This is a genomic window from Terrabacter sp. Root181 (assembly GCF_001428505.1).
In the GTDB taxonomy this organism is placed as follows: domain Bacteria; phylum Actinomycetota; class Actinomycetes; order Actinomycetales; family Dermatophilaceae; genus Terrabacter.
In genome coordinates this window covers 13,742-33,110 of record NZ_LMHU01000012.1, presented here as the reverse complement: position 1 = coordinate 33,110, position 19,369 = coordinate 13,742, and the positions used below count along the sequence as shown (strand labels likewise).

19 protein-coding genes are annotated in these 19,369 nt (G+C 73.1%); 10 read left to right on the top strand and 9 right to left on the bottom strand.

Annotated features, from left to right (window positions below; all coding sequences use genetic code 11):
• Positions 1 to 70 precede the first annotated feature (70 nt).
• The 4 genes from ASD90_RS22540 to ASD90_RS22525 all read right to left on the bottom strand — a co-directional run bounded on the left by ASD90_RS22540 (position 71) and on the right by ASD90_RS22525 (position 5,480).
• Complete coding sequence (locus ASD90_RS22540; protein ID WP_056761705.1) at positions 71 to 1,765, bottom strand: DUF885 domain-containing protein; 1,695 nt, start codon at positions 1,763 to 1,765, stop codon at positions 71 to 73.
• 72 nt (positions 1,766 to 1,837) lie between these two features.
• Complete coding sequence (gene pknB / locus ASD90_RS22535) at positions 1,838 to 3,535, bottom strand: Stk1 family PASTA domain-containing Ser/Thr kinase (protein WP_056761703.1); 1,698 nt, start codon at positions 3,533 to 3,535, stop codon at positions 1,838 to 1,840.
• Between the two features lie 56 nt (positions 3,536 to 3,591).
• Positions 3,592 to 3,819, bottom strand: coding sequence for an acyl-CoA carboxylase subunit epsilon (locus tag ASD90_RS22530; protein WP_082588985.1), 228 nt, complete (start codon positions 3,817 to 3,819; stop codon positions 3,592 to 3,594).
• Entirely contained in the window at positions 3,816 to 5,480 is a 1,665-nt protein-coding gene (locus ASD90_RS22525) for an acyl-CoA carboxylase subunit beta (protein ID WP_235506890.1), read from the bottom strand. The genes ASD90_RS22530 and ASD90_RS22525 overlap by 4 nt, the downstream gene beginning before the upstream one ends.
• 24 nt (positions 5,481 to 5,504) lie before the next feature.
• Between ASD90_RS22525 and ASD90_RS22520 the strand changes: the two genes are divergently transcribed.
• The 8 genes from ASD90_RS22520 (at position 5,505) to purE (ending at position 12,760) form a co-directional block, all read left to right on the top strand.
• Positions 5,505 to 6,446 carry a biotin--[acetyl-CoA-carboxylase] ligase gene (locus ASD90_RS22520; RefSeq protein WP_235506889.1) on the top strand — a complete coding sequence of 314 codons (942 nt, stop codon included), beginning with the start codon at positions 5,505 to 5,507 and terminating at the stop codon, positions 6,444 to 6,446.
• Between the two features lie 7 nt (positions 6,447 to 6,453).
• Positions 6,454 to 7,584, top strand: a complete 1,131-nt coding sequence (locus ASD90_RS22515; RefSeq protein ID WP_056761697.1) for an adenylate/guanylate cyclase domain-containing protein — start codon at positions 6,454 to 6,456, stop codon at positions 7,582 to 7,584.
• Positions 7,585 to 7,604: 20 nt separating this feature from the next.
• Entirely contained in the window at positions 7,605 to 8,450 is an 846-nt protein-coding gene (locus ASD90_RS22510) for an enoyl-CoA hydratase/isomerase family protein (protein ID WP_056761695.1), read from the top strand.
• Between the two features lie 108 nt (positions 8,451 to 8,558).
• Positions 8,559 to 9,236, top strand: a complete 678-nt coding sequence (locus tag ASD90_RS22505; RefSeq protein WP_056761693.1) for a response regulator transcription factor — start codon at positions 8,559 to 8,561, stop codon at positions 9,234 to 9,236.
• Positions 9,237 to 9,238: 2 nt separating this feature from the next.
• Positions 9,239 to 10,267 carry a sensor histidine kinase KdpD gene (locus tag ASD90_RS22500; RefSeq protein ID WP_056761690.1) on the top strand — a complete coding sequence of 343 codons (1,029 nt, stop codon included), beginning with the start codon at positions 9,239 to 9,241 and terminating at the stop codon, positions 10,265 to 10,267.
• A gap of 64 nt (positions 10,268 to 10,331) precedes the next feature.
• On the top strand, positions 10,332 to 10,985 hold the full coding sequence (locus ASD90_RS22495; RefSeq protein WP_056761687.1) for a GtrA family protein: 654 nt from the start codon (positions 10,332 to 10,334) through the stop codon (positions 10,983 to 10,985).
• A 21-nt stretch (positions 10,986 to 11,006) separates the two neighbouring features.
• Entirely contained in the window at positions 11,007 to 12,203 is a 1,197-nt protein-coding gene (locus tag ASD90_RS22490; RefSeq protein ID WP_056761790.1) for a 5-(carboxyamino)imidazole ribonucleotide synthase, read from the top strand.
• Entirely contained in the window at positions 12,200 to 12,760 is a 561-nt protein-coding gene (purE, locus tag ASD90_RS22485) for a 5-(carboxyamino)imidazole ribonucleotide mutase (RefSeq protein ID WP_056761684.1), read from the top strand. The genes ASD90_RS22490 and purE overlap by 4 nt, the downstream gene beginning before the upstream one ends.
• A gap of 65 nt (positions 12,761 to 12,825) precedes the next feature.
• Here the strand turns inward: purE and ASD90_RS22480 are convergent, their stop codons facing one another.
• Together ASD90_RS22480 and ASD90_RS22475 are read right to left on the bottom strand one after the other, a co-directional pair.
• Entirely contained in the window at positions 12,826 to 13,503 is a 678-nt protein-coding gene (locus tag ASD90_RS22480; RefSeq protein ID WP_056761681.1) for an alpha/beta fold hydrolase, read from the bottom strand.
• 7 nt (positions 13,504 to 13,510) lie between these two features.
• Entirely contained in the window at positions 13,511 to 13,975 is a 465-nt protein-coding gene (locus tag ASD90_RS22475) for a CoA-binding protein (RefSeq protein WP_056761680.1), read from the bottom strand.
• Positions 13,976 to 14,071: 96 nt separating this feature from the next.
• Between ASD90_RS22475 and ASD90_RS22470 the strand changes: the two genes are divergently transcribed.
• Positions 14,072 to 15,091 carry an LLM class F420-dependent oxidoreductase gene (locus ASD90_RS22470; protein ID WP_056761677.1) on the top strand — a complete coding sequence of 340 codons (1,020 nt, stop codon included), beginning with the start codon at positions 14,072 to 14,074 and terminating at the stop codon, positions 15,089 to 15,091.
• Positions 15,092 to 15,166: 75 nt separating this feature from the next.
• Here the strand turns inward: ASD90_RS22470 and ASD90_RS22465 are convergent, their stop codons facing one another.
• From ASD90_RS22465 to ASD90_RS22455, 3 genes are read right to left on the bottom strand one after another with little or no spacing between them, the layout of a single operon-like run.
• Positions 15,167 to 15,955 (bottom strand): SDR family oxidoreductase, encoded by a 789-nt coding sequence (locus ASD90_RS22465; protein WP_056761675.1) that lies wholly within the window; start codon positions 15,953 to 15,955, stop codon positions 15,167 to 15,169.
• Positions 15,952 to 16,752: a cytidylyltransferase domain-containing protein gene (locus ASD90_RS22460; protein WP_056761672.1), complete on the bottom strand. Its 801-nt coding sequence runs from the start codon at positions 16,750 to 16,752 to the stop codon at positions 15,952 to 15,954. The genes ASD90_RS22465 and ASD90_RS22460 overlap by 4 nt, the downstream gene beginning before the upstream one ends.
• Positions 16,749 to 17,801 carry a Gfo/Idh/MocA family protein gene (locus ASD90_RS22455; RefSeq protein ID WP_235506888.1) on the bottom strand — a complete coding sequence of 351 codons (1,053 nt, stop codon included), beginning with the start codon at positions 17,799 to 17,801 and terminating at the stop codon, positions 16,749 to 16,751. Before ASD90_RS22455 ends, ASD90_RS22460 begins: the two co-directional genes overlap by 4 nt.
• An 89-nt stretch (positions 17,802 to 17,890) precedes the next feature.
• Between ASD90_RS22455 and ASD90_RS22450 the strand changes: the two genes are divergently transcribed.
• Complete coding sequence (locus ASD90_RS22450; RefSeq protein ID WP_056761787.1) at positions 17,891 to 19,327, top strand: lipopolysaccharide biosynthesis protein; 1,437 nt, start codon at positions 17,891 to 17,893, stop codon at positions 19,325 to 19,327.
• Positions 19,328 to 19,369: the final 42 nt, after the last annotated feature.

Here is a 19,369-nt window from a genome sequence, read left to right as displayed (position 1 = left end):
ATGCTAGGCGCGCGGCCGGCCGATGGGACGCCGACGGCGCCGCTCCGGGAGCGGCGCCGTCGGAGCGTGGTCAGATCTCCCGCAGGACCGCGCTGCGCAGGGTGTCGAGGCCGACGCCACCGATGTCGAGCGCCCGCCGGTGAAAGGCCTTGAGGTCGAAGGCGTCCCCCTCGCGCTGCTTGACCTCGTCGCGCAGCTGCAGCCACAGTCGCTCACCGATCTTGTAGCTGGGCGCCTGCCCCGGCCAGCCGAGGTAGCGGTTGAGCTCGAAGCGCAGGATCTTCTCGTCCATGAAGCCGTAGCGGGTCAGGTAGGCCCACGCCTTGTCGTAGTCCCAGGCACCGCCGCCGACCTCGTCAGGTGCGTCGAAGCCGCAGTGCACGCCGATGTCGATGACGACGCGTGCGGCCCGGAGTGACTGTCCGGCAAGCCAACCCATCCGGTTGCCGGGGTCGTCCATGTAGCCGAGCTCGGCCATGAGCCGCTCGGCGTAGAGGGCCCAGCCCTCGCCGTGGCCGGAGGTCCAGGCCTCGAGGCGACGCCACTTGTTGAGCAGCTCGGAGCGGTACACCGTCTGGGCGACCTGGAGGTGATGACCGGGGACACCCTCGTGGTAGACCGTGGTCAGCTCGTTCCACGTGCGGAACTCGGTGTTGCCCTTGGGAACCGACCACCACATCCGGCCGGGTCGGCTGAAGTCGTCGGACGGTCCGGTGTAGTAGATCCCGCCCGTCTGCGTCGGCGCGATCATGCACTCGATGCGCTGGACCGGCTCCGGGATGTCGAAGTGGACGTCCTTGAGGTCGGCGATGACCTCGTCGGCCCGCTCCTGCATCCAGGCCCGGAGCGCGTCGGTGCCGTGCAGGGCGTAGCGGTCGTCGGCGTCGAGGATCTCGACCCCGCGCTGGACGCCGGCCCCGGCCTCGAGGCCCTCGGCGATCTCGCTCATCTGCGCGTGCAGGCTCGCGACCTCCTGCTGGCCCCAGCGGTAGGTCTCCTGCAGGTCGACCGCGGCGCCGAGGAAGTAGCGCGACTCGAGCCGGTAGCGCTCGATGCCGCAGGCGTCGGCCTCGGGGGCGTGCGGCAGCAGCTCCCTCTCGAGCCAGTCGGCGATGTCGCCGTATGCCGCCGCGGCCATCCTCGCGCCCTCGGCGAGCCGGTCCCTCACCTCGCCGGCGAGCGGCGCGTCTGCGACCGTCGCGTCGGCCACGACCTTGGCGAAGTACCCGTCGTCGGCCACGAGGTCACGCGTCTGCTCGGCGCAGGCCTCGACCTGCCGGCGTGGGGAGACCTGCCCACGCTCGCGCGCGAGGAGCAGCGACTCCTTGTACCCCTCGAGGGCGGCCGGGATCTTCGTGAGGCGGACGGCGAAGGTGCGCCAGTTGTCCTCGGTCTCCTGCGGCATGAGGTCGAACACGTCGCGGACGGCCTGGAGCGGGGACGCGAGGACGTTGAGGGACATCTCGTCGAGTCCCGCGGCATACCGGTCCTCGGAGAGCTGTAGGCGCTCGGTCATCGCGTCGACGGTGACCCGGTCGACGTCGTCGGCCGGGGTCGCCGCGGCGAGCTCGGAGAGCGTCGTGCGCCGCAGCTCGGAGGCGGCGGCGTTGCCGGCGGGGGAGAGGTCGTCGAGCTCCTCCTCGGCGCCGGGGACGCCGAGGAAGGTCGCGTTGATGGGACTGAGGGCGACGGAGGCGTCGAAGTAGGTCTCCGCGATGCGGTCGACGTCGGTCTGGGGTCGCGCTGTCTGGGTGTTGGCGGTCACCCGGCGAACGTAATCCAGCCCGCGGTCACGTGCCAGTGCATTGTGGTCGCGCGGGTCGGACGCGTCCGGGGCTCAGCCGTCGCCGTCGGACGAGCCGCCCTTGTCGCCGCCCGAGACGACGAGCACGACGATCCCGTCGGCCGTCGGGGTGCCGGCAGCAGGCCAGGTCGCGATGACCTGACCGCTCTCACCGTCGGAGGGGACCGTGACCCGCGTGACCCGGACGTCCTCGCGGTCGAGTGCCTTCTCCGCGTCCTTGGCGCTCGTGCCGACGAGGCCCTCGGGCACGACGAAGGAGGAGTTGACCTGGTCCGGGGCGTGGCCACGGCTCACGACGAGGGCGACCGTCTGGCCCTTCGTCATCGGCTGGCCCTCGGCGGGGAAGCTGCCCATGACCGCGCCGTCCGGCTGCGCCGAGCGCACGAGCACCCAGCGCACGTTGACGCCGAGGCCGATCAGCTCGTCGACCGTCGCGTCGCGCTGCTGTCCGACGAGGCCGCTGGGAACGGTGCTGCCGTCGGACGGCGGGTCGGTCTTCGAGGGGGCGGAGGTGGGCTTCGCGCTCGCCGACGGGCGCGTGCCCGAGGTGGCGGTCGGTGCGTCCGAGCCCGACAGCAGGACGTAGCCGAGGATCCCGACGAGCGCCACGACGGCGGCGAGGAGCACCCAGACGACGGGGCTCGGCCCGGACCGGCCGCGGCCGGCCACGCTCGAGCGCCGGGTTGCGGCGGCCGTGGGGCCCACGGGCACGGGCGCGGGTGCGGGTGCGGCGACTCCGGTGGGCACCCTGCGCGCGGCGGCCGCGCTGGGCACGGGGTGGACCGCCGTGCGCTCGCCGCTCGGCTGGAGGTCGACCGCGGGCATCATCGCCGTGCTCGTGCCGATGTCGAGGACCGAGGTGGCCTCGCCGGCGGGCAGGGCCCGGGTAGCGGCATCGGCACGCATCTCGTGGCCGAGCAGGGCCGCAGCCATGGCGTCGGCGTCGGCGTAGCGGTCGGTCGGCGACTTCGCCGTGGCGCGGACGACGACCTCGTCGAGGTTCGCCGGGAGGTCCGCGACGCGCGAGCTCGGCAGGGGCACCGACTCGTCGAGGTGCCGCATCGCGATCGCGACCGGGGTGTCGCCCTCGAAGGGGACGGCTCCGGTCAGCATCTGGAAGAGCAGGATGCCCAGCGAGTAGAGGTCCGACGACGGCGTCGTGGCCTCACCGCGGGCCTGCTCGGGAGCGACGTAGGCCGCCGTGCCCATGACGGTGCCGGTGTCGGTGAGCGATGCCTGTCCGAGGGCCCGGGCGATGCCGAAGTCGGTCACCTTGACCGTGCCGTCGGGGCGGACGATGACGTTGCCGGGCTTGATGTCCCGGTGGACGACGCCGGCGCGGTGGGCGGCACCGAGGGCTGCGCAGACCTGCTCCGCGATGCGCACGGCGTCGCTGGGGGTGAGCCGGCCGTGCTCCCGGATCACGTGGGCGAGGTCCTGGCCCTCGGCATACTCCATGACGATGAAGTGGGAGTCGCCGTCGACGCCGTAGTCGTAGACCTGGGCGATGTTGGGGTGCGACAGCGCCGCGGCAGTGAGGGCCTCGCGGCGGAACCGCTCGACGAAGTCGGGGGAGTCGGCGAACCCCGCGCCGAGCACCTTGACGGCGACGAGCCGACCCAGGCGGTCGTCGGTCGCGAGGTGGACCTCACCCATGCCACCGACGGCGAGGCGCTCCCGGAGGGAGTAGCGCTCGGCGATCCGGACGGTGGGGCTCGACTCGACAGACATGAGGAACGAGCGTAGGGCAGTGGGCCGGGTGACGGCCAACCGAAACGGGCCTCGCGTCAGCGGGGCAGGCCCGTGCGCCGCCACCCGCCGTGGCGGGCCGAGGGGCCGACGAGCGACCAGGAGGGGTCGGACCAGGCCGAACGGGCGTGCTCGGGCACCGCCTCGTCCCCACCGAGCGCGGACAGCACGGCGACGAGCGCCGCGACCTCCTCGGGCGTCGGGTGGCCCGAGACGCGGATCGTGGGCGGGACCGGGCCCGCCGCGGGCGTCGTGGGATCGCTCACAGCGGGATGTTCCCGTGCTTCTTGGGCGGCAGCGTCTCACGCTTGTTCTGCAGGGCGCGCAGGGCCCGGGTGACGTTCATCCGCGTGTTGGAGGGGCTGATCACCGTGTCGATGTAGCCACGCTCGGCCGCGACGTACGGGTTGGCCAGCGTCTCCTCGTAGTGGGTGATGAGCTCCTGGCGCTGGGCGTCGACGTCGCCGCCCCGCTCCGCGGTGTGCTTGAGCTCCTTGCGGTAGAGGATGTTGACGGCGCCCTGGGCGCCCATGACGGCGATCTGCCCCGTCGGCCAGGCGAGGTTGATGTCGGCGCCGAGGTGCTTGGAGCCCATGACGTCGTAGGCGCCGCCGTAGGCCTTGCGCGTGATGACGGTGATCTTGGGGACCGTGGCCTCGGCGTAGGCGTAGATGAGCTTGGCACCGCGACGGATGATGCCGTCCCACTCCTGGCTCGTGCCGGGGAGGAAGCCCGGCACGTCGACGAGGGTCAGCACGGGGACGTTGAAGCAGTCGCACGTGCGCACGAAGCGCGCGGCCTTCTCGGACGCGTGGATGTCGAGGCACCCGGCGAACTGGAGCGGCTGGTTGGCCACGATGCCGACCGACATGCCGTCGATGCGGGCGAAGCCGGTGAGGATGTTGGGCGCGAAGAGCGGCTGCACCTCGAGGAACTCGCCGTCGTCGACGAGGTGCTCGATGACCTGCTTCATGTCGTAGGGGACGTTGGGGGAGTCCGGGATGCACGTGTCGAGCCAGCGGTCGTCGTCGGTGACCGCGAGGTCCGCCTCGCCCTCGCCGTAGGCCGGCGGGGTCTCCATGTTGTTGCTCGGCAGGTAGGAGAGGAGCGCCTTGACGTAGTCGATGGCGTCCTGCTCGTCGGTGCCCATGTAGTGCGCGACACCCGACTTGCTGTTGTGCGTCAGCGCACCGCCGAGCTCCTCGAAGCCGACGTCCTCGCCCGTCACGGTCTTGATGACGTCCGGACCGGTGATGAACATGTGCGAGGTCTGGTCGACCATGACGGTGAAGTCGGTGATGGCGGGGGAGTAGACCGCGCCGCCGGCGCACGGGCCCATGACGAGCGAGATCTGCGGGATGACGCCCGACGCGCGGACGTTGCGGAAGAAGATCTCGCCGTAGAGGCCGAGCGAGACGACCCCCTCCTGGATGCGGGCGCCGCCGGAGTCGTTGAGGCCGATGACGGGGCAGCCGATCTTCATCGCGAAGTCCATGACCTTGACGATCTTCTCGCCGAAGACCTCACCGAGGGACCCGCCGAAGACGGTGAAGTCCTGGGCGAAGACCGCCACCTGGCGACCGTCGACCATGCCGTAGCCGGTGACGACGCCGTCGCCGTAGGGCCGGTTCTTGTCCTGGCCGAAGTTGTTGCTGCGGTGCCGGGCGTACTTGTCGAGCTCGATGAAGGTGCCCTCGTCGAGGAGCATCTCGATGCGCTCGCGGGCGGTCTTCTTGCCGCGGGCGTGCTGCTTCTCGACCGCGCGCTCCGACCCGGCGTTGGCCACCTCGGCGACGCGTCGCTTCAGGTCGGCGAGCTTGCTGGCCGTCGTGCCGAGATCGGGCCCGGGGGCCGACCCCGCCTCGGGCGACGTGCGCTCCGGCGACGTGCTGGTCGGCTGTTCTGCGACGGCATGATCGGTGGCCATGTTCGGCACTCTAGCCTTGTGGACGTGCGCGATTCGCTCGACATCGAGACTGTGAGTGCGGCCTTGGTCACGTCCGGACGGCCCTGGCGCGGGGTGGAGTTCCACCCGGCCCTCGGGTCGACGAACACCCGGCTGCGCGAGCTGCTCGCCGGGACGGCCCAGCCGACCGGTCCGTATGCCGTGGGGCGGGCGGGCGACGACCGCTGCCTCTGGTGGGTCGTCCTCACCGACCACCAGACCGGCGGGCGCGGACGGCTCGGGCGGGCCTGGACGGTGCCCGACCGGGCCTCGATCGCCATCAGCGTCGCGGTCCCGGTCGCCGACCCCGCGCAGGCGGGCTGGATGCCGCTCCTCGCCGGGCTCGCGCTGTCGCGCGCCGTGCGCCGCGTGACCGAGGCAGCCGGTCACGCGCTGACGGCCCGGCTCAAGTGGCCCAACGACGTGCTCCTGGCCGACGACGGCGACCGCAAGCTGAGCGGCATCCTCTGCGAGCTCGTGGCGGTGTCCTCCGGACAGGCAGTCGTCGTCGGCACCGGCGTCAACGTCGACCAGACCCGCGAGGAGCTGCCCGTCGACACCGCGACGTCCCTGGCGGTCGCCGGGGCCACCGTGCGCCGCGAGGACCTGCTGGTCGCCTACCTCGACGAGCTGACGGCCGTGCTCGCAGGAGCGGGGGCGGACATCGGCACCGACCCGTCGAGGGCGGCCGGGGTGGCTGGGGCGGTCGGGGCGGTCGGGGCGGTCGGGGCGGCCGGGGCGGCCGGGGCACGGACGGCGTACCGCGAGGCGTGCTCGACCATCGGGCTGGAGGTCCGGGTGCACCTGCCGACGGGCGAGGCGATCGAGGGCGTCGCGGTCGGCGTCGACGACGGCGGAGCCCTCGTCGTACGCACCGACCACGGGGAGCGGAGCTTCGCGGCCGGTGACGTCGTCCACGTCCGGCCCGCGGCCGGCGGGCTGGCATGATCGGGCCATGACCGAGCCGGGCACCACGGGCGCCGAGCCAGTCGGGCGGGCCAGCGAGGACTACACCGAGCGGCTGCTCGGGCGTCCGCTCGAGCTGCGCCGCCGCGAGGTGAGCCGCGGTGCCGAGGTGTCCCTGCTGTCCGCGCGCAAGTTCTGGCACGCGCTCGGCTTCCCCGTCGTCGACACCGACGACGAGCTGTTCACCGAGGCCGACCAGAAGGCGCTCGCGGCGGTCGCGGGCATCGTGCGCGACGGGCTGCTCGACGAGCCGACGGCGCTCGCCATGACCCGGGCCTTCGCCCGCTCGGCCGACCGCCTCGCGGGCTGGCAGTCGCAGCTCATCGCCGAGGCCGTCGAGAACCACATGTCGGCCGCGCTGGCCGAGGAGAGCGACGACGACGACCAGGAGTCGCGGTCGGTGCCCAGCATCGAGACCGCGACCGAGACGGCCAAGCGCCTCGCGGTGCTCACCGACCGCCTCGAGCCCCTCCTCGTCTACGCCTGGCGCCGTCACCTGTCGGCCACGGTGGCGCGCATGCTCGCCGACGCCGACCCCGAGTCCTACGGCATGACGAAGATGCGCTCGGTGGGCTTCGCCGACCTCGTCAACTTCACGGCGCTCGTGCGTCGGCTGTCCGAGCGGGACCTCGCGCGCCTCGTCTCCCGCTTCGAGGCGCTGTCGGCCGACGTCATCACGGCCCACGGTGGCCGCCTCATCAAGACGGTCGGCGACGAGGTCCTCTTCACCACGATGGGGGCCGCGCCCGCCGCGGCCATCGCGCTCGACCTCGTCGAGACGATGACCCACGACGACGTGCTGCCGGACGTGCGCTGCGGGATGGCGCGCGGCCCGATCATCTCCCGCCTCGGCGACGTGTTCGGCACCACCGTCAACCGCGCCTCGCGCCTGACCGCCGTGGCCCAGGCCGGGAGCGTCCTCGTCGACGCGACGATGGCGCGCGAGCTCGCGAGCCTCTCCGGCTTCGAGCTGACCGGGCAGCGCCGGCGCATCCTGCGCGGGGTCGGGCCGGTCACGCCCTCGCTCCTGCGCCGGGCGACGTCCGCCGGCCGCCGCTCCGTCTCGGGGGACCCGGTCCCCGACACCGCCCGCCGACCCACGTCGCCCACCGACACGTGACCCCAGAAGGAGACCTTCGTATGCCGTCAACGCCGACCGCAGCCGACGACACCGCGAGCGCGGGGTCATTAGAGCCCGTCCTCGTGCGCGTCGAGCGCTTCGAGGACCCCGAGCTGGCGCACGTCGCGGAGATCGTCCTCGACCGGCCGGAGGCCATGAACGCCGTGTCGACCGCCATGGCCCGCGCCATCGCCGCGGCGACGGCCCGCGTGGCCGCGGACGAGTCGGTGCGCTGCGTCGTGCTGAGCTCGAGCCATCCGAAGGCGTTCTGCGTCGGCGCCGACCTCAAGGAGCGCAACAGCTTCACCGACGCCGACCTCATGGAGCAACGCCCTGTCGCCCGGGCGGCCTACGGCGGCGTGCTCGACCTGCCGGTGCCCGCGATCGCCGCCGTCGACGGTTTCGCCCTCGGCGGTGGCTTCGAGCTGGCGCTGTCGTGCGACGTCGTGGTCGCGGGCGAGGGTGCCCTCGTCGGACTGCCGGAGGTCAGCGTCGGCGTCATCCCCGGCGGCGGCGGCACGCAGCTGCTCGTGCGCCGGGTCGGGTGGTCGCGGGCCGCGAGGGCCATCTTCACGGCGGCGCGGCTCCCAGCGGCGGAGGCCCTCGAGCTCGGCGCCGTCGACGAGGTCGTGCCGGCCGGAACCGCGCGTGATAGGGCGCTCGAGCTGGCTCGGACGATCGCGGCGAACTCGCCCGTCGGGCTGCGCAACGCCAAGCGGGCGATGCGTCTCGGCGCCGACGTGGGCCTCGACGCGGGCCTGGAGATCGAGGACGGCTGCTGGCGGGCGACGGCCTTCTCGGGCGACCGGCGCGAGGGTGTGGCCGCGTTCGCGGAGAAGCGTCGCCCGGTCTGGCCGGGCCGCTGACCGGCGATCTGCCATGTCGCCGTGCCGTCAGGGTGCAATTCGGTCCGTTGTCGATAGGCTCACGACGGTCGGTGCGCCCCCGGGCCGGCAGATCTTGAGGACGGTGACATGACCCGAGTGCTCCTGGCGGAGGACGACCCAGCCATCTCCGAGCCGTTGGCGCGTGCGCTGCGGCGAGAGGGCTACGACGTCGACGTGCGCGAGGACGGTGTTGCTGCCCTCGACGGTGCCAAGGAGAACCCCGACCTCGTGCTGCTCGACCTCGGACTGCCGAAGATCGACGGGCTCGAGGTGTGCCGTCGCATCCGCGCCGAGGGCCGTGCCATCCCCGTCCTCATCCTCACGGCCCGCGCCGACGAGGTGGACACCGTCGTGGGCCTCGACGCCGGTGCCGACGACTACGTCACCAAGCCGTTCCGCCTCGCCGAGCTGCTCGCCCGTGTGCGGGCACTGCTGCGACGCACCCCCACCGAGGTCGTCGCCACCGGCGAGCTCGTGCGCATCGACTCCGACGGGCGCCGCGCCTGGTTCAAGGGAGAGGAGCTGCAGCTCACGGCCAAGGAGTTCGACCTGCTGCGGGTCCTCGTGCGCGAGCAGGGCAAGGTCGTATCCCGTGAGCAGCTGATGCGCGAGATCTGGGACACCGCGTGGTTCGGCTCCACGAAGACCCTCGACATGCACATCTCGGTGCTGCGCCGAAAGCTCGGCGACGACGCGACCTCCCCTCAGTACATCGCCACCGTCCGTGGCGTCGGCTTCCGCTTCGAGCGTCCCCAGGTCGACTGACCGTGCGCCGGGTGCTCGACCGGATGGCACTCGTCGGGGCCGTCGTGGGCGCCGGGCTCTTCGTGCTGCTCTCGACGGCCGTCGTCGTCTGGGCCGTGACGCAGCGGCCGAGTGCCCTCAGGGCCTGGGTCCTCTCGGACCCCTCGCTCGGGATCGCCCGGTTCGGCGCCGCCATGCTCGGGGTCGGTGCGCTGAGCGGGGCCGCGGCCTACCTCGCCACGACGAGCACCCGGGCGCACGTCGAGCGGTCCTCCCAGGAGCTCGTCCACCTCGCCACCCGGTTCGCGGCGGGAGAGGCGCGCCTGACGCCCGTGCACTCCGACATCGACGAGATCGACCACGTGTCGGGCGTCATGACCCGCCGGGCCCACGACATGACGAAGTCGCTCGCCGCCGAGCGCGACTTCGCGGCGGACGCCTCCCACCAGCTGCGCACGCCCCTGACCGCCCTGCTCATGCGCCTCGAGGAGATCTCCGAGACCGACGACGCCGAGGTGGTCAAGGAGGAGGCGACCATCGCGATCGCCCAGGTCGAGCGGCTGACCCGGGTCGTCGACGACCTCCTCGGGCGCACCCGCGGATCGGGCGGACCGTCACCGGCCGTGTCGCTCGACTCCGTGATCGCCGCCCTGCAGCGCGAGTGGCAGCCCGCCTTCGAGCAGGCTCGCCGCTCGGTGCGGGTGCGCGGCGAGCGCGGCCTCTTCGTCCGGTCGACGCCGGTTGCCCTCTCCCAGGTGCTCTCGACGCTCCTCGAGAACTCCCTCGTGCACGGCCGGGGCACCGTCGACGTGCACGCGCGCCGCTCCGGCCCGTCGGTCATCGTCGAGGTCAGCGACCAGGGTGACGGCGTGCCGGCGGCGATGGCCCCCCACATCTTCGAGCGCTCCGTCAGCAGCGGCGCCGGTGGCAGCACCGGTCTGGGCCTCGCCCTCGCCCGCGACCTCGCCGAGTCCAACGGCGGGCGACTCGACCTCGTCCAGGCGCAGCCGGCCCGCTTCGCGCTCTTCCTGTCCGAGGCCGAGACCGACTGACGTCGGCCCTCGAGGGTTCCCGAACCGGCCCGGGACTCCCGGCAACGCGGGGTAGGGTGCCCCGGTGAGGCGCCTGCATGAGTTCCTGTTCGTGCGCCACCGGCACAACTGGCTGCTGCTGCTCCGGTTCGCGGTCGTTGGCGTGTCGGGCGTGCTCGTCAACCTCCTCACCCTGGTCGTCGTCAAGAAGCTCGGGCCGGGCTTCAACCAGCCGATCGTCGGCGTGCCGGGCACCGAGTTCAACGTCCGCTGGTACCACGTCTACTCGACCATCGCGTTCCTCGTCGCGAACCTCTGGAACTTCCAGCTCAACCGGACGTGGACCTTCCGCACGAGCAAGCACGCCCGGTGGTGGCACGAGTACTGGCCGTTCCTCGCCGTGGGGCTGCTCGGTCAGGTCATCGGCCTCGTGCTGCTGACCCTGCTCATGCACCTCGACTCACCGATCCATCTCTCGCCCACGGTGTTCGACGACTCGACGGGCTTCCGAACCCGCCTCTACTGGGCGCAGCTCATCGTCATCGCCGTCGTCACGCCCATCTCGTTCGTGCTCAACAAGCTGTGGACGTTCGCGGCGGTGCGCACCCACCACCCCGACCTCGCCGACCCCAGCCACGTCGAGGCGGTGCTCGCCGACGAGGGCGACGTGGCCACCGCGTCGACCGATGCGGACCGGCGGGCCGGCGCCCTGCCGGGCCGCCACGACCCACTCGCCTGACGGCGACTACGCTTGGGCGTCGTGACCCAGCCGAAGCGCGCCCCCGGAGGATTCCCCGTCGTCGGCGTCGTCGGTGGCGGACAGCTCGCCCGCATGATGCAGGGCCCCGCCGTCGAGCTGGGCGTCCAGCTGTCGGTGCTCGCCGAGAGCGACACCGCGGCAGCCGCCCTCGTCGTGCCGAGCTCACCCGTCGGCGAGCACACCGACCTCGAGACAGTCCGCGCCTTCGCCCAGCACTGCGACGTCGTCACCTTCGACCACGAGCACGTGCCGCCCGCCGTCCTCGAGGCGCTCGAGGCCGACGGCGTCGCCATCCACCCCACCCGCGCCGCCCTCAACTTCGCGCAGGACAAGCTCGCGATGCGCGAGCGCCTCACCGCCCTCGGGATCGCCTGCCCCCGCTGGGCCCGCGCGACCACCGCCGAGGAGGTCACCGCGTTCGGCGACGAGGTCGGCTGGCCGGTCATCGCCAAGACACCCCGGGGTGGCTATGACGGCAAGGGCGTGGCCGTCGCCTCCTCCGCCGACGACCTCACCGAGTGGATCTCCCGGATCGGGGAGCCCGGCCCGCTCGAGGGCGGCCTGCTCCTCGAGGAGAAGGTCGACTTCGTCCGTGAGCTCGCCGTCCTCATCGCCCGCAGCCCGTCAGGCCAGGCGGCGGCGTGGCCGGTGGTCGAGACGGTCCAGACCGACGGCATCTGCACCGAAGTGCTCGCCCCCGCACCGTCCCTCGACGCCGACCTCGCATCGGTGGCCACCGAGGCCGCCCTGCGGATCGCCGGGGAGCTCGGCGTGACGGGTGTCCTCGCCGTGGAGATGTTCGAGGTGCGCCCCGGGACGGGCGGCGCGGCCGCCTACGTCGTCAACGAGCTCGCGATGCGGCCGCACAACAGCGGTCACTGGTCCATGGACGGCGCCGTCACCGGGCAGTTCGAGCAGCACCTGCGTGCCGTGCTCGACCTGCCGCTCGGCGACCCTCGTCCCCGGGCCCCGTGGACCGTCATGGCCAACGTCCTCGGCGGCGACTACGAGCACCTCTACCCGGCGTACCGCCACATCATGGCGCGCGACCCCGGCGCCAAGGTGCACGTCTACGGCAAGGGCGTGCGTCCCGGCCGCAAGATCGGGCACGTCAACGTCAGCGGCGCCGACCTCGACGACGCGCGCGAGCGGGCCGGGCACGCAGCCGGCTACCTCCGAGGAGTGATCACCGAATGACCGACAGCCCCCGGAGCAGCGCGGTCGCGCCCGCTTCCGCCCCCGTCGTCGGCATCGTCATGGGCAGCGACAGCGACTGGCCCGTCATGCGTGAGGCCGCCCGCGCGCTCGAGGAGTTCGGCATCCCCTACGAGGCCGATGTCGTCTCGGCCCACCGGATGCCCGACGAGATGATCGCCTACGGCCAGAACGCCGCCGGACGAGGCCTGCGGGTCGTCATCGCCGGCGCCGGGGGAGCCGCGCACCTGCCGGGCATGCTCGCGTCGGTGACGCCGCTCCCCGTCGTCGGGGTCCCGGTGCCGCTGAAGTACCTCGACGGCATGGACTCGCTGCTCTCGATCGTCCAGATGCCCGCCGGGGTGCCCGTCGCGACCGTGTCGATCGGGGGCGCCCGCAACGCGGGCCTGCTCGCTGCCCGCATCGTCGGCACCGGGAGCGACGAGCTCGCCGCCGACGTGCGTGAGCGGATGGTCACCTTCCAGGCCGACCTGCGCGACCAGGCGCATGCCAAGGGAGCGTCCCTGCGCGAGCAGGTCGCTCGGGGCCTGACCGACTGAGCCCACCCCGCCCCACACCCGCCGCGGGCGACCGTGGGACCGTGGCGGCCGGCATACGGCCTCGGTCAGTCCGGCAGTGCGAGGAAGCCGCGCACGGCAGCCGCGAACGCCTCCGGCCGGCGGGCGTGCACGAGGTGTCCCGCGTCGATGCGCACGAGGCGACCGTCGGCGACGGTCTCGGCCATCTCGGTGACGTGCTCGGGCGGCATCGGGCTGCTCGGTCCGCCCCACACGACGAGCGTCGGGGCGGTGACCGCCGCGACCACCTGCGGCCATCGGGGGTCCGGGCGGTCGAACTGCGCGCGCACCTGGAGCACCGCCTCCCAGTCGAAGGCGAGCTCGCCGTCGGGGCGCGCCGGAGGGTGCGGCTCGCGGGGGTGCGGCACCGGTACGTCCTCGAGGACGAGCCGTCGCACGAGGTCGGGCCGACGGCTCGCGAGCAGGCACGCGACGAGACCGCCGAGGGAGTGCGCGACGACGTCGACCGGCCGGCCGTGCTCGGCCGCCAGGCCCGCTGCGACGACGACGAGGTCGTCGGCGAGCTCTGTCAGGGCGTAGCTGCCGGGCCACGGGCTCGCGCCGTGCCCGCGCAGGTCGACGGCCACGACGAGTCCGTCGTGCGCGAGGCCGGTCGCGACCTCGCCCCAGTCCGCCGAGGTGTCGCCCGTGGCATGGACGAGCAGGACGGGCGCGGGCTCGCCGGGGCTGCCCCAGCGCCGGACGTGGAGGGCGACCGCTGCCACGGTCGGGTCAGTCGGTCACGGCCGAGGCGCCGTCACCGGGCTGGATGCGGGGGTACTCGATCTTGGGGCACGTGTCCATGACGACCGCGAGCCCGGCCGCCTCGGCGCGGGCGGCCGCGTCCTCGTCGATGACCCCGAGCTGCAGCCACAGCGCCTCGATGCCGAGGCGGTCGCGCTCGGCGATCGCCTCGTCGACGACGGCGCCCACCCGGGAGCTGTTGACGAAGCAGTCGACGACCTTGACGACCATGCCGTCCGGGATGTCGGCCAGGGTCTTGTAGCCCGTCGCCCCGTGCACCGTCGCGGCGCTCGGGTGGACCGGCACGAGGCGGATGCCGAGCTCGCGCTGGAGCCACAGCGACACGCGGTATGCCGTGCGGTCGGGGTTGTCACCGAGACCGACGACGGCCCACGCGGCCGGGGTGTGGAGCAGGTCCCGGATGACGTCCGGGTCGTTGTGGTGCGGACTCATGCCGCCATCCTCACACGCTGAGCCGTGCGGGTCGCGTGCTGATCGCACCCGGATCGCACCCTGAGGGCGTCGAGCGGGCCGTGGTTGGATGGCGGGATGCGATTCGGAATGTTCGTTCCCCAGGGCTGGCGTATGGACCTCGTCGGCATCGAGCCGGCCCAGCACTGGGAAGCCATGGTCAACCTCGCCAAGCACGCCGACGACGGAGACGTCTACGAGTCCATCTGGGTCTACGACCACTTCCACACCACGCCGCAGCCGTCGGGCGAGGCGACGCACGAGGCGTGGTCGCTCATGGCGGGCTTCGGCGCCGCGACGAGCCGGGTGCGGCTCGGCCAGATGTGCACGTGCATGGCCTACCGCAACCCCGCCTACCTCGCCAAGGTGGCCGCGACCGTCGACGTCATCTCCGGCGGCCGCACCGAGATGGGCATCGGCGCCGGCTGGTACGAGCACGAGTGGCGCGCCTACGGCTACGGCTTCCCCAAGGCCGGCGACCGTCTCGGTGCCCTCCGTGAGGGCGTCCAGGTCTTCCGCGACATGTGGACGAAGGGCTCGGCCACGCTCGACGGGACGTACTACCAGGTCGACGGCGCCCTCTGCGCCCCGCGGCCGCTGCAGGGCACGAGCCACCCGGGCAGCGCCCTCAACGGCATCCCGATGTGGATCGCCGGGGGCGGCGAGAAGGTGACGCTGAAGATCGCGGCCGAGTACGCCGACTACACGAACTTCGACGGCAGCCCCGAGGGCTTCGACCACAAGAGCGCGATCCTCAAGGGCCACTGCGACGACCGTGGCCGCGACTTCGGCGAGATCGTGCGCTCGGCCAACTACAACGTCGTCATCGGCGAGACCGACGCCGACGTCGAGGACCGCCTCCAGTTCTACGGTGAGCTGCTCCGCAAGGGTGGCGTGGCCGACGACAAGGCTGCCGCGTCAGTCGAGGACCTCCGCAAGCAGCCCGCGGTCGGCACGCCAGACAAGATCGTCACCATGCTCAAGGACATGGAGGCACGCGGGATGACGTATGCCATCACGTACTTCGCGGAGGCCGCCTACGACCGCTCGGGCATCGAGCTCTTCGAGCAGACGGTCGCCCCCGAGCTCAAGGCCTGAGGGCCCTCGTCCTCGTTCGATGTGTTCTGCCGTCACCCGTGACCGCAGAACACATCGAATCGGGTCGGCCGCTCGTCACCAGGCCGTCCAGCCGCCGTCGACGGCGACGACCTGGCCGGTGACGTACGCGGACGCGTCCGACGCCAGCCACGTGACGACCCCGCGGAAGTCGTCCTCGGTCCCCATCCGCCCCAGTGGCGTCAGGCGCTCGTAGCGCTCGACGAACGCGTCGTCCTGCCCACGGGCGATGCCACCGGGCGCGAACGCGTTGACCCGCACGTCGGGCGCGAGCACCGTCGAGAGGTAGCGCGTCAGCTGGGCGATGCCGCCCTTGCTCGCGGCGTAGGCCGCCGGGTTGCCCATCCGGGTGCCCTCGTAGAGCCCCATGTTGGGCCCGACGAGGCCGTAGATGCTCGAGACGTTGACGACGCTCCCGTGCCCGGAGGCGCGCAGGAGCGGGGCGAGCTGCCGGGTGAGCGAGAAGGGCGCGGTGAGGTTGAGCGCCAGCGCCATCGCGAAGGCGTCGTCGGTCTGCTCGTCGAAGGGGACGGCATACCCCGGCACCCCGGACGTGCCGGTGAAGGCCGCGTTGTTGACGAGGACGTCGCAGGCTCCGAGGTCGCGCACGGCATCGACGACGCTCGAGATCCCTGGTGGGGCAAGCAGATCGGCCCCGACCGGCACGTGTCCGGAGCCGGGGAGCGCGCTCGAGGTCGCGGCGCAGGCCGCCTCGTCGAGGTCGACGACGACGACCCGGGCGCCTGCCGTGGCCAGGGCGTCGGCCAGCACGCTGCCGAGCGGACCGGCGCCTCCGGTCACGACCGCGGTGCGACCCGCGAGGGACGGGGTCGGTGCGCTCGTCATGGGCTCTCCTTCGTCGGGGTGGCACCCGTGCCGGCGGCGAGGTCGGTGACGTCGAGCCAGGGCAACGTGATGAGCCCCGAGCCGATGAGGGACTCGATGAGCCGGAACTCGTACTCGTCGTCGATCGAGAAGGCCTGCGCCTCGGGGATCTCGAGGCCCTCGTGGGTGCCCTCGTCGAACCACGACGACTCGAGCCGACGCACGAAGTCGGCGCGCCAGAGGTAGAAGTTGCCGTTGATCCGCAGGAAGCGACCCACCTCCTGGCGTCGGGTCACCCCGGTGCCGGCCTCGAAGTAGCGCGTCAGGGCCCCGGCGCGCCCCTCATCGGGTCGCACGCCGACCCAGACGGGGTTGAAGGTGGGCTCGGAGACGCTGACGACACCGTCGAGGGCCGGGTTCGTCGCGAGGCGGGCCACGGCCTCGGCGAGCTGGGCGGGCACGCGGGCCGGGCTCGTCGGGTCGAGGAGCAGCACGGCGTCGTAGGCGGTGCCCTCGTCGCCTTCGACCCACTCGAGGGCGTGCCGGACCACCGGGGCCATCGGGGTGTCGTCGGCCGCGAGCTCGGCCGGGCGCAGGAAGGGGGCGTCACCGCCGTGCGCCCGCACGACGTCGGCGATCTCGGCCGAGTCGGTCGTGACGACGCAGCGCGTCACCTCGGGCGTCAGGGCAGCGGCGCGGACACTGTGCGCGATGAGGGGCAGTCCCCACATGGGGCGGATGTTCTTGCCCGGCAGTCCCTTCGAGCCTCCCCGCGCGGGGATGACGGCGAGGACGCGGGGCGGGTGGCGGTCGGTCACGAGGCGTCCTCGGGGTCTGCGGCCGGGTCGGCCACGTGCAGCCCCGTCGCACGCGCCTCGTCGCACACGCGCAGGGCGTCGATGCCCTCGGCGAGGGTGGCGGGGGCTCCGCGTGCGAGGCGCTGGTCGGCCGGTGCCGACGGCCGGAGGTCGAGGGCCGCGCGGGCCTGGGTGCCCATGACGATGTCGCGGTCGAGGTCGTGGTCGAAGACCTGCTCGCTGACCTCGCCGTCGGCCGTCGTGTGCCGCACCATCGCTCGCGTGACGTCCCACTCGAGGATGCCGTCGTGGGAGTGGACGACCACCCCGCGTGACGTCGGTCGGGTGACGTAGTCGAGCCGCGCCGTGACCGTGAAGGGGTGCCCCGTCTCCCACAGCAGGGTGGCAGCCTGCTCGGCCTCGATGTCGAGCGGCCCGCTGGTCTCGAGGCGAGAGCCGATGAGCTCGGGGCGACCGAAGAGCACGGTGGCGTAGTCGATCTCGTGCACCATGTCGCGCAGCACGCCGCCCTCGTCGGGACGCGCGGAGTAGGAGGTGCGGTAGTCGCGGTCGGGCCGCCAGCCGGGCAGCCAGGACTGGGACCTCACGTGGGCCGACGCGCTGCCGTCGATGCGCCCCACGAGCCGGCGCAGGTGGCGGAACGCCTCGTGGGCGCGCAGCGGGGCGGCGACCCACACGTCGACGGACCGTGGGTGGCCGCGCAGCGCGTGGGCGTCGTCGACCGTCGCCGCGACGGGCTTCTCGACGAGGACGGCGAACGCGCCGGCGTCGAGGGCGGCGATCGCATCCGCCACGTGTCGGGAGGTGTCGGTGGCGACGACGACGAGCGTGTCGCGCAGCGAGCCCGGCCCGGTGGAGTCGTCGAGGAGCCGCGCGCCCGTGGCCTCGTCGACGGCATCGGGGGCGGCATCGGGGGCGGCGCCGCGGTCGCGGACCGGCCACAGGGAGACCTCGGCGCCGACCTGCCGGAAGACGCGCGCGTGGCGCTGCCCGATCGAGCCGGAGCCGCGCACGACCACGCGCATCGACGAGGAGGACGGGCTGGGCACACCTGCAGGCTAGAGGACGCGGTCGCCTGCCGCGCACGACGGCGGGTGGCTGACCGGTCGGCGTGCCGCGCACCGGTACCTTCGGGTCTGTGACGAGCCCGCCCGGAAGCCCCGCGCCCACCGCCGGCCGTCCCGGCGCGTCGCTCGGGGCGCACTCGGTGGTCTACCTCGTGGGCACGGCCCTGCAGGGCCTCGGCGTGCTCCTCGTGCTGCCCTTCGCCACCCGGGTGCTCGGGGCCGTCGAGTTCGGCCGGGTGGCAACGGGTCTCGTGGTCGTGCAGATGGTGGGCACCATCGCCGCGGCGGGCCTGCCCCAGGTCGTGCTCCGCGAGCACCACCGCGGCGCCGAAGGTCCGCGGGTCGCGAGGGCGCTGGCCGGGACGATGGTGCTGCTCGCCCTCGGTCTCGGTGTCGTCGGTCTGCTGCTCGCGCTCGTCCTGTCCGCCACCGGGCACGCCGACCTCGGACAGTGGGTGCCGCTCGTCGTCGCCGCGGTCGCGCTGACGACCGTCGTGGCCGGCCAGACCCTGATGCGGGCCCGGCTGCAGCCGTGGGGGTTCCTCGCGCTCGCCGTGCTCGCGACCGTCGGCGCGCAGCTCGCGGGACTGCTCGCCTCGCGCACCGAGCCGACCGCGGAGACGTACCTGACGGCATACGCCGTCGTCGTCGTGCTCGCCGCCGTCGTCGCCCTCGTGCTCGGCCGTCCGCTGCCGCCCACCGTCGAGCGCGAGCGCGTGCGGGCCGGCATCCGCCTGGCGACGCCGCTCCTGCCGCAGGCGGCCGCGATGCTCGGGCTGCTCTCGGGGGACGTCCTGCTCGCCCGCATCCTCGTCGGGGAGGCCGGCGCCGGCAGCTACCAGGTGGCCCTCCAGCTCGGGAACATGCCCTTCGTCCTCGCGGTCGCCCTCTTCAACGCGTGGGGTCCCCTCGTGCTCTCCCACCCCCTGGAGCGCCGCTGGGCCTGGACCGCCCGGACCGGCACCGCGCTGACGACGGTCGTCGCCGCGGGAGCGGCCGGGGTGGCGCTGCTCGGGCCCTGGCTCGTCGCCGTCATGGCCGACCCCGGCTTCGACCACGTCGCGATGGTCGGCGCGCTCGGCGTCATCTGCACCGTCTCGGTGTCGTACATGCTCTACCAGGGCTCCTCGCTGGCCGTGCTCGACGCGGAGCGCACCGGCCGGCTCGCGTGGGCTGCCCTCGTGGCACTCGCCGTGCTCGTCCTCGTCGCCCTGTGGCTCGCCCCACGGGCCGGCTCGACGGGCGGGGTCGTCGGCGTGGCCATCGCGAAGGCCGCCGGCTACGTCGTGCTCATGGCGCTGACGACGTGGTTCGCCCGGACCCACTCGCCGCTGCGGTGGCCTCCCCGGGTGGCCGCGGTGGCGCTCGCCGGCGTCGCCCTCGCGCTCGTCGGTGCCGTGCTGCCGCTGGACGGACCGGCCGCGTGGGTGCGGGTCGCCCTCACCGTCCTCGTCGGGGCGGCGGCCGTGGCCGTCGCGCCGCGGATCCTGCGCACGCTGCGCGGATAGGATGGGGCGCTCGCCCGGCTCGCCTCGATCCGGCACGCACCG